Annotated in this window: 18 protein-coding genes and 1 riboswitch; of the genes, 16 read left to right on the top strand and 2 right to left on the bottom strand. The window is 49.7% G+C overall.

What is annotated here, in order from left to right; translation table 11 throughout:
• Positions 1 to 336 (top strand): hypothetical protein (locus ABEW34_RS28365; RefSeq protein WP_430164045.1); only part of this gene is annotated, 336 nt, incomplete at its 5' end.
• A gap of 162 nt (positions 337 to 498) precedes the next feature.
• Here the strand turns inward: ABEW34_RS28365 and ABEW34_RS28360 are convergent.
• Entirely contained in the window at positions 499 to 1530 is a 1032-nt protein-coding gene (locus ABEW34_RS28360; protein WP_430164042.1) for a hypothetical protein, read from the bottom strand.
• Between the two features lie 224 nt (positions 1531 to 1754).
• Positions 1755 to 2016: riboswitch (cobalamin riboswitch) on the top strand.
• Between the two features lie 282 nt (positions 2017 to 2298).
• Between ABEW34_RS28360 and ABEW34_RS28355 the strand changes: the two genes are divergently transcribed.
• From ABEW34_RS28355 to yajC, 14 genes are all read left to right on the top strand, one after another.
• Positions 2299 to 3873, top strand: coding sequence for an ABC transporter substrate-binding protein (locus ABEW34_RS28355; protein WP_430164039.1), 1575 nt, complete (start codon positions 2299 to 2301; stop codon positions 3871 to 3873).
• 19 nt (positions 3874 to 3892) lie between these two features.
• On the top strand, positions 3893 to 4822 hold the full coding sequence (nikB, locus tag ABEW34_RS28350) for a nickel ABC transporter permease (protein ID WP_430164037.1): 930 nt from the start codon (positions 3893 to 3895) through the stop codon (positions 4820 to 4822).
• Between the two features lie 15 nt (positions 4823 to 4837).
• A complete protein-coding gene (gene nikC / locus ABEW34_RS28345) occupies positions 4838 to 5665 on the top strand; it encodes a nickel transporter permease (RefSeq protein ID WP_430164034.1) in 828 nt (275 codons plus the stop codon).
• A gap of 1 nt (position 5666) precedes the next feature.
• Entirely contained in the window at positions 5667 to 6443 is a 777-nt protein-coding gene (locus tag ABEW34_RS28340; protein ID WP_430164031.1) for an ATP-binding cassette domain-containing protein, read from the top strand.
• Positions 6440 to 7294, top strand: a complete 855-nt coding sequence (locus tag ABEW34_RS28335; protein WP_430164028.1) for an ABC transporter ATP-binding protein — start codon at positions 6440 to 6442, stop codon at positions 7292 to 7294. Before ABEW34_RS28340 ends, ABEW34_RS28335 begins: the two co-directional genes overlap by 4 nt.
• Before the next feature lie 85 nt (positions 7295 to 7379).
• Positions 7380 to 8093, top strand: a complete 714-nt coding sequence (locus ABEW34_RS28330) for a BofC C-terminal domain-containing protein (RefSeq protein WP_430164025.1) — start codon at positions 7380 to 7382, stop codon at positions 8091 to 8093.
• 178 nt (positions 8094 to 8271) lie between these two features.
• Complete coding sequence (gene ruvC / locus ABEW34_RS28325; RefSeq protein WP_046229358.1) at positions 8272 to 8775, top strand: crossover junction endodeoxyribonuclease RuvC; 504 nt, start codon at positions 8272 to 8274, stop codon at positions 8773 to 8775.
• Positions 8772 to 9410 (top strand): Holliday junction branch migration protein RuvA, encoded by a 639-nt coding sequence (gene ruvA, locus ABEW34_RS28320; RefSeq protein ID WP_430164022.1) that lies wholly within the window; start codon positions 8772 to 8774, stop codon positions 9408 to 9410. Before ruvC ends, ruvA begins: the two co-directional genes overlap by 4 nt.
• Positions 9411 to 9430: 20 nt before the next feature.
• Entirely contained in the window at positions 9431 to 10435 is a 1005-nt protein-coding gene (gene ruvB / locus ABEW34_RS28315; protein ID WP_430164019.1) for a Holliday junction branch migration DNA helicase RuvB, read from the top strand.
• A 1-nt stretch (position 10436) separates the two neighbouring features.
• Positions 10437 to 10904 carry a thiol-disulfide oxidoreductase DCC family protein gene (locus ABEW34_RS28310; RefSeq protein ID WP_430164016.1) on the top strand — a complete coding sequence of 156 codons (468 nt, stop codon included), beginning with the start codon at positions 10437 to 10439 and terminating at the stop codon, positions 10902 to 10904.
• A gap of 1 nt (position 10905) precedes the next feature.
• Positions 10906 to 13002 (top strand): SpoIID/LytB domain-containing protein, encoded by a 2097-nt coding sequence (locus ABEW34_RS28305; protein ID WP_430164014.1) that lies wholly within the window; start codon positions 10906 to 10908, stop codon positions 13000 to 13002.
• 10 nt (positions 13003 to 13012) lie between these two features.
• On the top strand, positions 13013 to 14059 hold the full coding sequence (gene queA / locus ABEW34_RS28300; RefSeq protein WP_430164011.1) for a tRNA preQ1(34) S-adenosylmethionine ribosyltransferase-isomerase QueA: 1047 nt from the start codon (positions 13013 to 13015) through the stop codon (positions 14057 to 14059).
• Between the two features lie 38 nt (positions 14060 to 14097).
• Positions 14098 to 15234, top strand: a complete 1137-nt coding sequence (gene tgt / locus ABEW34_RS28295) for a tRNA guanosine(34) transglycosylase Tgt (RefSeq protein WP_430164054.1) — start codon at positions 14098 to 14100, stop codon at positions 15232 to 15234.
• 15 nt (positions 15235 to 15249) lie between these two features.
• Positions 15250 to 15570 (top strand): preprotein translocase subunit YajC, encoded by a 321-nt coding sequence (gene yajC / locus ABEW34_RS28290; protein ID WP_056039968.1) that lies wholly within the window; start codon positions 15250 to 15252, stop codon positions 15568 to 15570.
• Positions 15571 to 15724: 154 nt separating this feature from the next.
• Here yajC and ABEW34_RS28285 read toward each other — a convergent pair whose 3' ends face one another.
• Positions 15725 to 16117 carry a TIGR04086 family membrane protein gene (locus ABEW34_RS28285; RefSeq protein WP_430164008.1) on the bottom strand — a complete coding sequence of 131 codons (393 nt, stop codon included), beginning with the start codon at positions 16115 to 16117 and terminating at the stop codon, positions 15725 to 15727.
• A gap of 233 nt (positions 16118 to 16350) precedes the next feature.
• Here ABEW34_RS28285 and ABEW34_RS28280 point away from each other — a divergent pair, with 233 nt between their 5' ends.
• Positions 16351 to 17688, top strand: coding sequence for an SLC13 family permease (locus ABEW34_RS28280; RefSeq protein ID WP_430164006.1), 1338 nt, complete (start codon positions 16351 to 16353; stop codon positions 17686 to 17688).
• Positions 17689 to 17767: the final 79 nt, after the last annotated feature.

Raw genomic sequence — 17767 nt, 5'->3', positions numbered from 1 at the left:
GTATCGCCAGCAAGCACGCAGGGCTATGGTTATGGTGGAATGGTGTCGCCAATCAGCAACAACTGCAACGGCAATCCCGTCTCAGCATTTCCTCCGTTCCCGCCGTACGGATATTATCCTATGCAAACCGCAGGAGTTGAGACACAAAAACCATGCAATTGTGGCTGCAAGGATAAGCGCGAGGAGGATGAGCAAGTAAAAGAAACAACGACGATCGATGTGAAAAACGGCAAGAACAATACGCAGCGCAAATCCAATAAAAAAGCGGTTATTCGCACTGTTGCCCCTCGTTCAAGAACGAGCAAGCAAAACAGCAGCCCATGGATTAGCCGTTAAAAATGGATTAAAGGATCCTGTCTTTCCTGGTCAAGACCCCAGATGGGAGACGATCAAGAAACCCTTACCCAACAAGCTGACTTCGGTATTGAACCGGAGCCAGCTTGTTTCATTGTATTTTGAAACGTATTCACTGTAGGGCAGCACTCCTTAAACTAACCTCTAACCATCTTTCAACTGATCCACAATCTCCTGCAGCAAAACCATTTCCATTTCCTTTAATTTATACAATTGCTCCATTTGCTTGTACAAAGCATCTGAGCTTCGAGTAAGCCAATATTTTAAAATGGAATTTCTTACAGCTTGCACAGCCGCCTCCAGCTTTCTCCATCTGCTCAAAATTTGATTATCATCAATCAAATGCTTGTTATTAATCATGTAGTCTAATCGCATAGTCATACATTTCTTATGGTCGTAAAGCAGATGGAACGACCTAATATCAAATATAACCTCCTCTTGAGCCAAATATTTCAAATAATCGGAGGCCTTGTCGTATACATTAATGCCGAAGGTTAGCCCGGGTGTGCCTAAAGCTTCGTTGTAAAATTCATCCGTATGTGCCTTAGACATGAGATAGGCTTTCATCGTGTTTTTCACATATTTTAGAGAAAAAGTATAGTCGTTATTTTCGAGTGGTTTCAATAAATAAAGATGGTTCTTAAAGTCATGGGCATCGATTTCTAAAACATGAAAAGCCTTATGAAAAGCTTCATAATCACAGGTTATACTCGTTGAATATTTTCCATTGGCATTATTGTCACAAAAATACAGCTTTTTATTTGCATCATCATACCCATTTATCATGACTTCATGTGGTGATTTCGCAGGTATTTCATACTCTTTTATATGAAAACGGTCGATCATAACGATTACATAATAACCACCATCAATCGATGCTTTTATAAAATCAAACAGGTCGTTATTTAATATTGTTGAGCTTTGCCTGTCTAACGCTATCCGCTGAAAATCAATAAAAGGGCAGTCATAAAACTCAACCATTTTATCTCTATAATAACCGTTGAAGAAAAAGGTATATAATTGGTTTGGATCAGGAATATCGAATAAATTAATATAATTATTCATAAACCACAATTTTTCCGAGTCTACACGAGAGATAATAGAATAAAAATCACTGTAAAACCAATATGAATCAATAATTTGCTTTTCTTCAACTGGAAGGATTTTCACCGTCACTGTGATCATTCCTTTTCTATTTGATTAGGTTATCTATTGGACTAACTTAATAAATAAGCTCATCATGGGTGAAGTGATTTTAATATATCATTACTGGGAAAAATATGAAAGTTTTATATTGAAAACACTTTCATTTTCTTTTTAAGCCATTGACAGATCCTCGCTTCCTCCCTATGATTAAGAATGGATTACGGACAGGACGGGCTTATGAGCCTGCAAAACTTCATACTTGAATGAAAATAGGTGCGAAATGTTGACTGGAACTTATATGTCTTCGTTCGCTTAAAAGGGAAGTTCGGTTAAAGGCCGACACGGACCCGCCACTGTAAAGGGCAGCAGCTTACACAGGCTGCGCTCCCCTCTCAAATAAGCCACTGGCTAATGAGCTTCTTTTCGTCGCAAGACGAATAGCACATGCTCGCCCTAGCTGGGAAGGAAGAGAGGGAGGCCCCAAGTCAGGAGACCTGCCTGTTTTAACATCACTGTTTGACCTACGGTGCTTAGGGAGGTGGTTGGTTATGCAAATTTATTGCAAAATGTCTAACGATTATTTGTTGCTCCATCAAGAGCAGACGCAGATAAGATTTAGTTATTTAACATAAAAGCATTTCTGACTGCTTTCTTAAGGGTCGGGGATGCTTTTTTTTAATATAGGAAAGGATATGATTTTTCTATCCTTTCTCTATATTTCTACGCGAAACGGTAGCTTTACCGCCACAGGACGGCTTTCGGCCGTTTACGCTTACTAGAAGGGGAGACAAAAGAAAAATGAATAACACGAAGAAGCCACTTAGCTTGTCACTTGGAATGATGATCGTTTGCTTGATGCTGGTCCTTGCAGGATGCAGCACGAATACTGTTCAAAACGCAGCGAAAGGCACGAATGCTGCCTCGGAGAACAACGCTGCTGCCGCTAATAAAAAACTGATAATGGCTTACACTTGGAACCCTGCAGGTGTTGATCCGCATGGCGATGACAGCTGGGATGTTATGCGCTCGGGTGCAGGGGAAACGCTGATTAAATTGAATGAGCAGCTGCAGCCATCCGCTTGGCTTGCGAAGGAGTGGAAGCAGGAGGATGCTAACACGTGGACGTTCAAGCTGGAAACTGGCGTAACGTTCCACGACGGCAAAAAGATGGATGCTGAAAGCGTGAAAGCGTCGCTGCTGCGTTCCATTGAAAGCAGCCATTTGGCGAAGGATTTGCTGCTGGTTAAAGATATTGAAGTGCTTGCACCAGACGAGCTAAAAATAATTACGACACAGCCGAACTCGGCGATCATTTCCAGCTTGGCTGATCCAAGCACGATTATTCTTGATGTTGACAGCATGGAGGAAGCGGGCAGCTACCCGGCCATGACAGGAGCTTTCAAAATCAAGCAGTTTACGAAAGACGTTTCTCTTGTTGTTGAGCGTTATGATGGCTATTGGGGAAAACCCGCAAAGCTTGCAGAAGTGACGATGAAGTTTGTGACCGATGGCAACACGCGTCTGATGGCGCTGCAAGCAGGTGAAGTAGATGTCGCAACGGACATTCCGATTGACAGCATTGAGCTGGTTGAGAAGGACAGCAAGCTGGAAGTGCTGTCTGCCCCATCGGTTCGTACACATATGGTATTATTTAATATGAATTCTCCATTGTTTAAAGAAAAAGCGAACCGCGAGGTTGTAGATCAAGCGATTCCGCGCGAGGCGATTATTGAATCGGTTATGCGTGGTTACGGCACGAAAGCGAAAAGCCCGTTCCCGGAAATTTTGCCATTCGGCAAAGTGGCGGAGCAAGCAGCAGGGGAAACGACGGAGCAATTGCTGACCGCTGGGGGCTGGCAGAAAAATGCGGCGGGCATGTGGGAGAAGGGCGGCAAGCCGTTCGAGGCGACGCTCCTTACGTTCCCGCACCGCCCAGAGCTGTCGGTTATGGCAGAGGTTATTCAGAATCAACTGCTTAATGAAGGCATTACCGTGAAAATACGCAAGGTTGAAAATATTGATGCTGAGCTTGCCAAGTCCGATTGGGACCTTGCTATGTACAGCATGCTGACGGCGCACACGGGCAATCCGCAATATTTCTTGAACATTTTCTATCAATCTGCTAGCGAATCGAACGTCAGTCATTATGAATCAAAGCCGCTTGAGACGGTAATCAATAAGCTTAACGATACGGCAGATACCGAAGCGCGTTATGCGCTTGCGATACAGGCCCAAGACATTATTAATGCTGATTTGCCGCAGTCGTTTATCGTACATCCTGACAATGTATTTGGCGTGAAAAAAGGGGTAACGGGCTTCCTACCACATCCAATCGAATATTATTATGTGACGGCTGAAGTCGATATCCCTTAAGTAAAGGGTGAACTTAAGTATGCTTCGTTTTTGGCTCGAACGCGTCGCGCAAATGCTGCTCGTCATTTTTTGCGTAGCGACGCTTACCTTCATATTAATGAGGGTGTCTCCAGGCGATCCAGCGAGAATTTTGCTGACCACGCATAATATCCCGGCCTCGCAGGAGGCGATTGACGCGCTCCGGGAGGAAATGGGACTGACGGATTCCTTGTGGAGTCAATATATAGGCTGGCTAGGCGATGTATTTACATGGCAGTGGGGGACATCTTATATGTCCAAGGAGCCGGTTGCCGGAGAACTGCTCAAAAGGCTGCCCGCCACACTGGAGCTTGCTTCTGCTGGCGCATTTGTCATGCTGCTGGCAACATGCCTCATTGGCATGGTGACCGCAATCTTTTCAACAGGGCTGCTGGACCGGATGGGCCGAATTCTTGCGCTGCTTGGCGCCTCGATCCCCTCCTTTTGGCTCGGTTTTTTATTGATTTATTTTTTCTCGGTCCGTCTGGGCTGGCTGCCTTCCATGGGACGCGGGGGCTTTGTTCATCTCCTCATGCCGGCGGTTACGCTTGGTCTAGGGCTCGGCGCAGTTTATGCCCGGGTTTTGCGGACGAATATGCTGGAGATGAACAACCAGAACTTCGTCAAAGCATCGCGTGCGAGAGGCTTGTCCAAAGGACGAATATTCATTTTCCAAGTGTTCAAGCATGCCTTTTTGCCGATCTTATCGATGCTGGGTACAAGCTTTGCTTTTATGCTGGGAGGCAATGTGATCGTTGAGACGATCTTTTCCTGGCCCGGTGTAGGCAAATATATTATTGAAGCGATAACGGCGCGGGATTATCCGGTCATTCAAGGTTATGTCGTATTCACCTCCTTCTTGTTTGTCACAATCCATTTGGCGGTGGAAGTTTTTTATGTGCGCTTGGACCCGCGGCTGCGGGCAAGCTAGGAGGAACCCTTTTTTATGCGGACCCTTTTTCAAAAAAAGAATACAAGCTTGCTGCTTGGCATCGGCCTGTTTGCAAGTATTGTGCTGCTGGGCTTGCTTGCCCCGTGGCTCGCGCCTCATAATCCGCTTCAGGTGAATCTGCCGAATCGGCTTCTGTCGCCGAGCGGCGAATATCCTTTTGGCACCGATCATTTGGGGCGCTGCATTTTATCGCGTATTTTATATGGGATTCGGACGACGGTTACGATTGCTTTTGTCATTTTGGGAATGAGCTTATGCATTAGCTTGCCGATTGGGCTGTTAACAGGCTATTTTGGCGGGCGCACCGATCATTTTTTTATGCGGCTGATGGACGGCACGCTCGCTTTTCCTGATTTTGTGTTGACGATTGCTATTGTGGGCATTCTCGGACCCGGGTTTACAAATATGATCATTGCGATTGTCATTGTGAGGTGGGCCAATTATGTCAGGCTTATCCGGGGGCTCGTGCTTAAGGTGAGCAAGGAGGATTATTTGATTACAGCCCGCATGTCCGGCAATTCGCATTTGCGGATTATGCGCCATTATATTTTACCGCAAATTGCTGCGCCAATCGCTGTATTTAGTACGCTGGACATTGGAAAAATCGTGCTGCTCATCGCCGGGCTATCCTTCCTCGGGCTGGGCGTGCAGCCGCCAACTCCTGAATGGGGCGTCATGCTGCATGATGCTACACGTTATTTTCAGCTGGCGCCGCATGTCATGATTTTTCCGGGGCTTGCGATCGTGAGCTTCGTGTTATCATGCCAATTAATTGGCGATCGGTTTAAAGGGCAGAACGCTGACGTTCCGAAAGAGGTGTAAGATGGCAGCGAACAGTACCACCATTAACAACAGCGCGAACCTTAGCGATACCCCGCTGCTCTGCGTTCAAAATATAGAAATTTCCCGGCAGCAAGCTGGAAAATGGCTGCCTATCATCCAAAATGTATCCTTGGAGCTTCATGCCGGTGAAATGGCTGTGCTTGTTGGGCCAAGCGGCTGCGGCAAAAGCATGACCGCCCATGCGCTTGTCGGGCTGCTGGAAACCGGGCTGCGCCTGACAGGCGGGCATATTTTTTATAAGGGGGAGGATATTTCCCGTTATAATGAGCGTCGCTTGCAGCAGCTTCGCCGCGAGGAAATCGCCCTTCTTATTCAGCATTCGCTGAGCGGCCTGGATCCGATCCGCACGGTGCGCAGGCAGATGGTCGAGACGTTGAAGCTGCAAGCGAAGCGACCGCGCAAAGAAAAAGAATCGTATTTAGGCGCGCTGCTGGAACGGATTGGCTTTGCGGACCCGGCAGCGATTTTGGACGCATACCCTTTTGAGCTAAGCGGAGGCATGCGGCAAAGGGTGCTGCTTGCAATGATGCTGAGTACAGAGCCGACGCTGTTTATTGCCGATGAGCCAACGACGGCGCTGGATGCACTCAATCGCGACCGGGTATTAGCTTTGCTGAAGCAGCTGCAGGCGGATTTTGGCCTGACGGTGCTGCTCATTTCGCATGACGAGCAAAGCGTCCGCAAATTCGCGGATCGTGTCATCTCGATGCAGCCGGACGGGATGGCTTCAGTCCAGACGAAAGGAAGCGTCCTATGATCGTGCTAGAATTGCGTCAAGTGACCAAGGCGTTTCCGCTGCGGCTGCTGAGAAAGCGAAGAGGGCTTAAGGCGAAGGACGGCATCACGGCCGTTCAAGCCGTGAAGCAGGTTGATCTGACGCTTCGTCGCGGGGAAACGCTTGGGCTTGTTGGGGAAAGCGGCAGTGGGAAAAGTACATTAGCAAGGCTCATCATGAAGCTTGAAACGCTAAGCTCCGGGCAAATTTTGCTCGGCGGACAGTCTATTCATGGACATCATATGAAGGATTTGCAGGTATACAAAAGCATGCAGCTTGTCCTTCAGGACTCTGCATCCTCCTTGCATCCCCGGATGCCTGTTAAGGAGGTGCTGGCAGAGCCAATGCGCAATTTTGGAGCGAAGCGCCCGCTGGAAATTCGTGTTTTGAGCGAACAGCTCATACGCGCGGTTGGACTGGACGAGAGCTTTCTGGACAAGCTGCCGCATCAGCTAAGCGGCGGGCAGAAGCAGCGCGTATGCATGGCGAGAGCGCTGGCGGTGCGCCCGGAAGTGATTATTTTCGACGAGTCGTTAGCCAGTCTCGATCCTTTATCGCAGACTTCTATCGTAGCGATGCTCCAGCAAATTCAGCGGCAGCAAGAGCTGACCTACTTGTTCATTACGCATGATTTGGCGCTTGCCCGTCAGCTGTGCGACCGGATCTCCGTCATGTATCAGGGCGAAATCGTGGAAACGTTTAGCGAATGGGAGGAAGGTCGGCTTAAGCATCCGTACACCCGTGCTTTATTTGCGACACTAGAGGAGCGTGTGGATGCTAGCTCTGCTGAATACGCGAAGAAGAAGCTGCCGAATGAGCTTGTAAAAAGCTAGCTCGCCCCCGGTGTTTCTCGTACGCGCATAATATTGGAAACTCAGTGGAACCCTATGCAATAAAAAGGCACAAAGGGGTTTAAACATGATGCTAATGAGCTTATGGAAGCAGCTAAAAAGAAAGCTTCGCCGCCGTCCGCTTTGGACGCTAGGCAGTATCGCTTTGCTCGTCGTAACGCTAGCGGGTACTGTCTGGCATCCTGCGACAGCGGCCGCGGCCGTCCACATGACAAGCGCCGTCGCCAATTTCGCCGATTCAGCGTCTGCTGCTAAGCCCGTCGTAGGAGCAGTATCTAGTGCAGGAGCCGTCAGCGGCCCTTCTGTTGAGCTGCTGCGCGAGCTGCGGGAGCAGCAGGAGCCAGTCAGCGTCATGCTGCGCCGCTACTATTTATGCGGTGAGGAAAGCAGGCCGCTTGGCCGCATGACCTCCCTCCAGCTAATCCGGCTTCTGGAGGCAAATAGCGGGTGGCATGCCACCTTCGATAAAACGAAGAACCGGGTGCTGGTGGAGCAGACGGTGGATGAGTTTTCGAAGCATTGTCAGAATGAAGCGTATATGGGCGTGGACAGGCAGGGGAATTTATCGCTGTTTGAGGGGGCTCCCCAGCAGGAGAAGGTGCTGAGAACTTTTTTTCAACTGGATATTCGTTATTTGGAAAGCAGCTTGCCCCGCGATAAAGTAGAGCTGCTGACGCATGGGATTAAAATTAATGACATCGATGAATTTAACAGCGTGCTGTCTACGTTTAGCGACTATGAGCTGGGACATGGCAAATCCGCTAAACGATTAGCTTATTAGATGAAAATAGCAGTTAAGAGGACGTTCTTATAGAGGACGTCCTCTTCTTGTTGTATAATGAATGATGGTGCAAAGAAAAGCGAAGGTTCCTCGACACTTTCCTCAAACGCATGTTCTCATCCTATCTGTCTTTTGGTATAATAGGAGAAATAAACGGCAGGAATAAGGAGTTGGCGGTTTGCGCGTTCTTGGCATAGATCCCGGTATTGCGATAGCGGGTTTTGGTTTCATCGATAAACAGGGTCATAAGCTTAAGCCCGTTCAGTATGGCTGTATTCAGACGGAGGCGCATACGCCGCCCGAGGAGCGGCTCATTCAAATTTATGATTCGGCTGTTGCCCTAATGGATAAGTATAAGCCCGATTCGGTTGCGGTGGAGAAGCTGTTCTTCAACCGGAACGTATCAACGGCGTTCGCGGTAGGTCAAGCGCGGGGTGTTATTATTTTGGCGGCGGCGCAGCGCGGGCTTCCGGTTGCGGAATATACGCCGCTGCAAGTTAAGCAGGCTGTTGTAGGCTATGGCAAGGCGGAGAAGCGCCAAGTGCAGGAGATGGTCAAGATGTTCCTGAATTTATCGGCTATTCCGAAGCCCGATGATGTGGCGGATGCGCTGGCAGTGGCCATTTGCCATGCCCATTCGGCAGTTTTAGTCCAAAAAATAAACGAGGCGGGACGATCATGATTGATTTTTTACGAGGTATAGTGTCCCATGTTGAGCTGGAGTATGTGGTGCTGGATGTACGAGATGTCGGTTACCGGGTGTTTACGCCAAATCCCTATGCGTTAGCGAAAAAGGAAGAGCCTGCAACCCTATATATTCATCATTCCGTACGCGAGGATGCGATTTTGCTGTACGGGTTTGCAACGCGCGAGGAACAGACGCTGTTCCGCAAGCTGCTGGAAGTATCGGGTATTGGTCCGCGCGTGGCGCTGGGCATACTCGCAGGGGGCAAGCCGGAAACGGTTATTGCTGCCATTCAGCAGGAAAACATTACGTTTCTTACGAAGCTTCCGGGCATTGGCAAGAAGACGGCGCAGCGGATGATTTTGGATCTGAAGGACAAGCTTGCAGGCATCGCAAGCGATGCGGCAGTGCTGTCGGCGGCGGGCGCTTACCTGGAGCCCGATTTATTCCAAAGCGGCAGCGGCCAGGGAGCAGGAACGGCTTGGGAAGAAGCGCGCGAGGCGCTTGCGGCGCTCGGTTATACAGCTGCGGAGCTGGACCGGGCTTGGCATGGCTTGCAGCAGACGGTAATTCCAGAGGAGACGGTCGATTCCCTCATGAAGCGCGCTTTGCAGCAGCTGTTTAAAGGTTGACGAAAAGGAGCTGAGCACGGATGGACGAAAGAATTATTTCCGCCAACCTTATGATGGATGATCAGGCGGTGGAGCTAAGTCTGCGTCCTCGTTATTTGGCTGAATATATCGGTCAATCGAAGGCGAAGGAAAATCTGAAAGTATACATAGACGCGGCAAAGCTTCGCAAGGAAGCGCTCGATCATGTATTGCTTTACGGGCCGCCCGGACTTGGAAAAACAACGCTGTCGAACATTATCGCCAATGAGCTTGGCGTAAACCTGCGAACGACATCGGGACCAGCTATTGAGCGCCCAGGCGATCTCGCTGCCCTGCTGACGAATTTGCAGGAGGGCGATGTGCTGTTTATCGATGAAATCCATAGGCTGCACCGTACAGTGGAGGAAGTGCTTTACCCGGCAATGGAGGATTACGCGCTCGACATTATGATTGGCAAAGGCCCAAGCGCAAGATCCGTACGGCTTGATTTGCCGCCTTTTACATTAATTGGCGCGACGACAAGGGCGGGGCTGCTTTCCGCTCCGCTGAGGGATCGCTTCGGCGTCATCAGTCGGCTGGAGTTTTATACGGTTGATGAGCTTGCTTATATTATTTCGCGCTCGGCGGAAATTTTCGATATTTCCATCGTAGGCGAAGCGTCTCAGGAAATTGCGCTGCGCTCTCGTGGAACACCGCGGATTGCCAACCGCCTGCTCAAGCGGGTAAGGGATTTTGCCCAGGTGCGTGGCGATGGCATTATAACAGATGAAATAGCAAGCTCTGCGCTGGAGCTTCTGCAGGTTGATCCGATGGGACTGGACAGCATCGACCATAAAATGCTGCATGCGATGATGACGACATTTGCCGGGCGTCCAGTAGGCCTGGATACAATCGCGGCTACAATTGGCGAGGAAAGCCAGACGATAGAAGATGTGTATGAGCCATATTTAATGCAGATTGGCTTTCTCCAGCGTACGCCGCGCGGACGTATGGCGACCGAGCAGGCGTATCGCCATTTAGGCATTCCTTACCCGGAGAGAAATTAGAATGGCTGGCTCGGGGAAGCATTCAGCAGAAAAGCTGTTTGTCGTCTATGATGGCGAGTGCAATCTCTGTATCGCGACGGTTGCAAGGCTCAAGGAGCTTCCGTCGCGGGCCCATTTGCAATTTGTACAAATTCAGCAATTGGAAGAGCCGGGAACGGTGAGCGTTCCCGGTATTCAGAAGGTGAGCACGCAGCAGCTTTATGAGAAAATGCATGTTGCGGACAGCAATGGCATGTTATATGCCGGCGCAGACGGCGTTATACGCGTGCTGCGCACGGTTAAAGGGCTGGGAGCACTCGCCCTGTTGTACAGGATACCAGGCATGCGGCGAATAGCAGATGCTATTTATCGCATTATTGCGGGCCGACGTTACGAATGGTTTGGCAGAACAGAGCAAAGCTGCTCGGTGGATGGCTGCGAATGGAAGCCGCCAAGGCAGAACAATAATCATCCAGAAAGGGGAAGGTGAGATGAAAGCCCGCTTTTCAATCAGACGGCTGTCGCTTCTAACTTTAGCTGGGCTATTGCTCATTTCGATGTGGCATGTACAGCCTTCTCAAGGAGCCGTACCTCAGCTTGATTCGATAAGAGTCGCTATATTTTTGCAATTTCCGGGGAAATATCAGGTGAATACGGCTGCGGCTACTCTCAGCTCGGCGGGCGGCTTGTCCATTGGCATGAAGCAGCCGTCCGGCACGGAGGAATGGCTGCTGGAGGCAGGAAATGCACAGGCCCGCTTTGCCAAGGACGATTATAAGGTCAAAGTGCTGGAAACGACCAGCTTCGACACGGCTCTTAGCGCTTATAAAAGAGTGCAGACGGCGAAGGGCAGCGGTTTTATTACTTCCTTAACGAAGAAAAGCAAGACGGTGTATCAAGTAACAGAAGGTACTTACAAAACCGTTGAAGAAGCGAAAACAGCGCTAAGCAAATGGAAGTCAGACAGCGAGATAACGAAACTGTCCAGCGGTTCCCAGCCGGAGCTGCAGGGGCCGCTTCATCTGGAAAGCACAGGCTATGCTTCTAAAGCTGAGGCTGTTAAGGCATCGTCATCATTTGAGGCAGCGGGAATTGATACGTATATCGCTGTGCGCAAGCCAGCAAGCGGACTGCGTTATTCGGTGATGGTAGGTGCTGCTGCCAGCAGTGCTGATCTAGACCTCATCAAGGTGGCGACTGGAGCATCTGGCGTCAGCCTGCTGCAGGCTGACGCCAAATCGCCTTATTTGCTGCTGAAGAACGACCATACGCTGACAGGCAAGTCGGGAAGTCCGCTTACGATGTATACGTTCCCTGTAACAAGTGCCAAAGTATGGGTCGAGCCGGCAGGCAAAGAAACGATAAAGCTGACGGAGCGTTACAGCCGTACGTATCGCGGTGCGTTTGAGTTCAGTGATTTTAATGGCAAGCTTGCAGTCGTAAATGAACTTCCGTTTGAGCAGTATTTGTATTCGGTTGTAGGCGCGGAAATGGTTGCGACTTGGCCACAGGAGGCTTTGAAGGCTCAGGCAGTAGCCGCTAGAACGTATGCGCTCTATCAAGGCACGGGCTTTCAAATCGCCCATGTAGTCGATAGTGTGAGCAGCCAAGCCTATGCGGGAACAAGCACGGAGAAGCAATCCACGATTCAAGCGGTAGACGCGACGCAAGGCGAGGTTGTGCTCTATAAAGGCAAGCTGGTTGAGGCGCTTTATTCCTCCAATGGCGGCGGGGCTACAGCGGATGCGAAGGAAGTATGGGGCAATGCCGTTCCTTATTTAACAAGTGTCAAAAGTCCAACGGACAGCTCGGCGGAAAAAGGGCTGTACAGCTGGTACCGCGTCGTGCTCCCAAGCGGCTTGACCGGTTATATTCGCGAAGATTTGCTTACGGCAACAAGCGAAACGAATCCCGCAGGAATTAAGCTGATGAAGGTGAATACGGACGGCGTAAAGGTGCGGAAAATACCACTCATCCAAGATGATGTGCCGTTGGTTGGCGAAGTCAATTCGGGTGCAAAGGTAGTCGTCTTGGAAAAATCGGTGCAATCGGGTCCGATGTCTTGGGTACGAGGCCCTTTCAGCTCAGAGGAGCTGGTTGCTTCACTCAAGAGCGTCACCACGATAGCCGGTCCAATTACTTCGCTCCAAGTGAGCAAGACAGGACAATCGGGTCGCGCTACGGAAATGCTGGCGAATGGCAAAAAGCTGGAGGTCAAATATCCGGATATGCTGCGGACGGCGCTGGGAAGCCTGCCGAGCACCTTGTTCCAAATTGACGAGACAGCACGCGTGAACGTACTTGGAGCGAATAAGAAAACGACAACAAAGCCTGAGAGTGCAGGTGCGATCTACACGATTGGGGCAGGCGGCGAAGTGAAGCAAATGGATGCCAAGCTATATATTATGGGCAGCAAAGGCAAGGTTCGTGAAGCGACGAAGACGCCGAGCTTCCGTTTCATCGGTACAGGCTTCGGTCATGGCATCGGTTTGTCCCAGTATGGGGCGCTTGGCCTTGCCGAGCAAGGGTATGACTACTCTTATATTCTGAAATACTATTATAATGATGTAACTATCGCTAAGGAATGATGACTGACAGATGAACGTAGAAATGTTTGATTTTGAACTGCCGGAGCATTTAATTGCTCAGACCCCGCTGCAGCAGCGCACTTCATCGAGGCTTTTAACGCTGGATCGCAGCAATGGCGCGGTGAATCATGAAAGCTTCACCGATCTGGCACAGCATTTGCATGCCGGCGATGTGCTGGTGCTTAATGACACCAGGGTACTGCCTGCTCGTTTAATTGGCGCAAAGGCGGATACGGGGGCGAAGATCGAGCTGCTGCTGCTCAAGCAGCTGGAAGGTGACCGCTGGGAGGCGCTCGCGAAGCCGGCCAAACGCATGAAGATCGGCGCTGAGGTATGGTTTGGCGATGACGGCAGCGGAGAGCCCTTGCTTCGTGCTTTTGTCGAAGAGGAAGGCGATATGGGCGGCCGTACGATCCGGTTTGCCTATACGGGCATTTTTCAGGAGCTGCTGGAGCGGCTTGGCGAAATGCCGCTCCCGCCTTACATTCGGGAACGTCTGAAGGAGCGTGAGCGCTACCAGACCGTTTATGCCAAGCATGATGGCTCGGCGGCAGCCCCGACGGCTGGATTGCATTTTACAGCAGACTTTTTGCAGCAGCTTGCGGATAAAGGTGTGCGCATTGCTTATGTGACGCTGCATGTAGGGCTCGGAACGTTTCGGCCGATGTCGGTAGACGTAGTGGAAGAGCATGTCATGCATTCAGAATATTACGAGCTTAGCGAGGAGACCGCGGCGCTGCTGAATCAGGCGAAGGCTGAGGGCGCACGCATCGTTGCTGTAGGGACAACCTCTGCAAGGACGCTGGAAACCGTTGCGGCGCGCTTTGAGAAGGAAGCGATCCAGGCATGCAGCGGCTGGACTGATATTTTTATTTTTCCGGGCTACTCCTTCAAGCTGGTTAATGCGCTGCTAACCAATTTCCATTTGCCCAAGTCGACGCTGGTTATGCTCGTCAGCGCGCTTGCTGGGCGCGATGCGGTTATGGGTGCTTATGCGGAAGCGATTCGTGAGGAATACCGCTTTTTTAGCTTCGGCGATGCGATGTTTATTTATTAATAGTAGAGCGACAAAATTAAAGAAGACAGGAAGCGTGAATTGTGGCTGTAACCTATGAATTGTTAAAAGTGTGCAAGCAGTCTGGAGCGCGGCTTGGCCGCGTCCATACGCCCCATGGCGTTATTGAGACGCCAGCTTTTATGCCGGTGGGAACCCAGGCGACGGTAAAGACGATGAGCCCGGAAGAGCTGAAAACGATGGATGCCCATATTATTTTGAGCAACACGTACCATCTGTTTTTGCGCCCCGGACATGATTTGATTAAGCGTGCAGGCGGATTGCATAAGTTTATGAACTGGGACCGTCCGATTTTGACTGACAGCGGCGGTTTTCAGGTGTTCAGCTTGAGCGAGATGCGTAAAATTACGGAAGAAGGCGTCCAGTTCCGCTCCCATCTGAATGGGGATAAGATGTTTTTGTCGCCGGAGAAGGCAATGGAAATTCAAAATGCGCTCGGCTCGGATATTATGATGGCATTTGACGAATGCCCGCCATACCCAGCTGAGCATGCTTATGTGAAACAGTCGCTTGAGCGCACGACACGCTGGGCGGAGCGCTGCCTCGAATCCCATGCGCGTCCTCATGATCAAGGGCTGTTTGCAATCGTTCAAGGAGGCATGTACGAGGACCTGCGCATCCAGAGCGCGAAAGATTTGACTTCCATGGATTTCCCGGGGTATGCTATTGGAGGACTAAGTGTCGGTGAGCCGAAACACTTGATGTATCAAGCACTTGAGTATACGGTACCGCTGCTTCCAACCGGCAAGCCAAGGTATTTAATGGGAGTTGGTTCGCCCGATGCGCTGCTGGAAGGCTCCATTCGCGGCATTGATATGTTCGACTGTGTGCTTCCTACGAGAATTGCACGCAACGGAACAACGATGACAAGCGAGGGAAGACTCGTTATTCGCAATGCCAAGTATGCAGAGGATTTTGGTCCACTTGATCCGAAATGCTCTTGCTACACATGCACGAATTATTCACGCGCGTATATTCGCCATTTGATGAAGGCCGATGAAACATTCGGTATGAGATTGACGACTTATCATAATCTACATTTCCTGCTTCAACTCATGAGGGATGTGCGTCAGGCGATTACCGAAGATCGGCTCCTTGATTTTCGCGATGAGTTTTTTGACAGCTATGGGTTGCGGGATAACGATAAGGGATTTTAGAAAGGGGGGATTTCAATGTCACTATGGTTAGCAGATGCAGCTGGAGCGCCAGCGAATAGCATTTGGGGCATGGCATGGCCAATACTACTTATGTTTGCTGTGTTCTATTTCTTGCTTATTCGTCCGCAACAGAAGAAACAAAAGCAGCGTACAGCGCTGTTGTCGCAATTGAAAAAAGGCGATAAAATTTCAACAATCGGCGGTATGCACGGTACAATCACGGAATTGACGGATGACACAGTCGTACTTCGCGTCAATGATACGGTTAAGCTGACGTTTGAACGCAGCGCTATTAGCTCGGTCGTTAGCAGTGCGCCTACGATTTCGAAAGATTAGTTGAATAGCTCCAAAAAGCCTGCGCCTTGAAGGTTAATCCTTCTAGGCGCAGGCTTTTTTATATGAGTATGTAGAAGCCTTCATTAGGCTAAGCCGCTTCTATTTTTCCCCGTTAGCGCTTCTATGCCGTCTGAAAATGATGCCGGCTGCCGAATTACTTTTTAAGATTGACGCCAATAACGCCCCCAAAAGCACCAAGCAGCAAAGTAATGCCAAGTACAAGGGCGGTATGCAGAGAAAATCCGGCATCGGCAGCCAGAAAGCCAATTAACAATATGGTCAAGCCATAGAGCAGTCCAAGCAAACCGCCCTGATACCAGCCCTTCATGCCGGATCGCTTGCCGGACGTTAATCCGCCCGCAAAAGCGGACATGCCGTGAATACACGTTGCAAAGGCAGGCAGGCTGCTTTCCTTCATATTTCCAAAATGCAGCAAAAGCGAGAGCAGCAATGCACCTAAAGCAAGCCAAATGATGGCATACAGGAGACCCGCCAGTATAGGGGAAGCGATCTGGGGAGGCCGCGGAACATGTTTAATGGGATTCATCGTTTTCCTCCTTTAAATTCCTTTTACTTAAACCATATGGCCAGGCTCTGCGGAATAGTACAGGCAAGCGGGAGGGTGGACGAAATTCTATTCAATTACGTATAATGTGAGGGATAAGGTGAAACGGCTATCGCCGTCCTTTGGCGGCGCGGCGCGTTTCAGTCCGGGAAATATAAGCCCATTTATAAGAGAAAACTTATAAATGCTTATATTTTAAGAAAGGGTGAAGCGAGATGGAAACCAAGGCAGCAGGAATGCTTTACAATCCGGCGGCTTGGCAGGTTATCGCGGTAGCAGTTATTTTTTTGGTAACCTATGCCTTTGTCATTACGGATAAAATCAATCGGGCAGTGGCGGCGCTTGCAGGCGCATTTCTCATATTGGTGCTGGGCATATTGGATTTGCGGTATGCATTTACGGAGGCGGTCGGCTGGCATGTTATTATGCTGCTCATTGGCATGATGCTGCTTGTCGGCATTTTGAACCGGGCAGGCATCATCCCATACATAGCGATTAAGCTGGCCCAGGGGGTCAAAGGTAGCTCGTGGAAAATATTTATCCTGCTCATTGCCTTAACCGGCATTAGCTCAGCATTTTTGGACAACGTAACGATTATGCTGCTCGTTATTCCGGTAACGATGTCGATTACGAAATTACTGAAGCTGAATCCCTACCCGTTTATTTTTGCAGAAATTGCGGCTTCCAACATTGGTGGTGCAGCTACTTTAATCGGTGACCCGGTTAATATGATTATTGGCGCTGCCAACAAGCAGTTGACGTTTAATGCCTTTATCGTCCATTTAGGACCCGTATCGTTGTTTATTTTGCTTGTTACAATTGGCTTGTTTTTGTTTGTTTACCGCAAGCATTTTAAGCCTACGCATAAAAGCAAAGAAGTTAGCGAGCTGATGAAGCTTTCCGCCAGCTCCTACATTAAAAATCGCCCGCTGATGATCAAATCGGTCATCGTATTTTTGCTAACCATTATTGCCTTTACACTCCATTCGGCATTAGGCATAGAGCCGGCGGCTATCGCGCTTGGCAGTGCGGCCCTGCTTATGGTCATAGGTTTGAAGCGCAAGGAAGCAGAAATTGCCTTCCGCATGGTGGATTGGGGTACGATATTATTTTTTATTGGCTTATTTATTATGGTAGCGGGACTTTCAGCAACGAATTGGACAAACCAAATCGCTTTGATTGTGCTGCAAATGACTTCCGGAAATGTTGATATAGCGTCATTGCTGCTATTGTGGATTTCCGGTGTAGCCTCCGCTACGATGGATAATGTGCCGTTTGTAGCGGCAATGGTTCCAGTTATTCAAGCGATGGGTGCTGAGCTGGGACTGAGCGCGGGTCAAATGGAGCCGCTGTGGTGGTCGCTGTCGCTTGGCGCAAATCTCGGCAGCAACGGTACGCTCATTGGTGCTTCCGCAAACGTAATTGCCGCAGGCCTTGCTCTGCAGGAAGGCAAAAGCTTTCATTTTAGAGCCTTTCTTAAAGTAGGTGCGCCAATCGCGCTTATGTCGCTGCTCGTCTCTTCGGCATATGTGTATTTTATTCTGATCCCTTAATTTTATGTTTTCCCGCCTTTACCATAAATTCGTGCCTGACCATTTCGTATGAGGGAGATGGCGGCAGGTGAGAATACGT

Origin of the sequence: Paenibacillus algorifonticola (assembly GCF_050481745.1) — a bacterium.
Taxonomy (GTDB): domain Bacteria; phylum Bacillota; class Bacilli; order Paenibacillales; family Paenibacillaceae; genus Pristimantibacillus; species Pristimantibacillus algorifonticola_A.
Note: the sequence above shows the minus strand (reverse complement) of the source record. Positions and strands in the feature narration are given on the sequence as shown.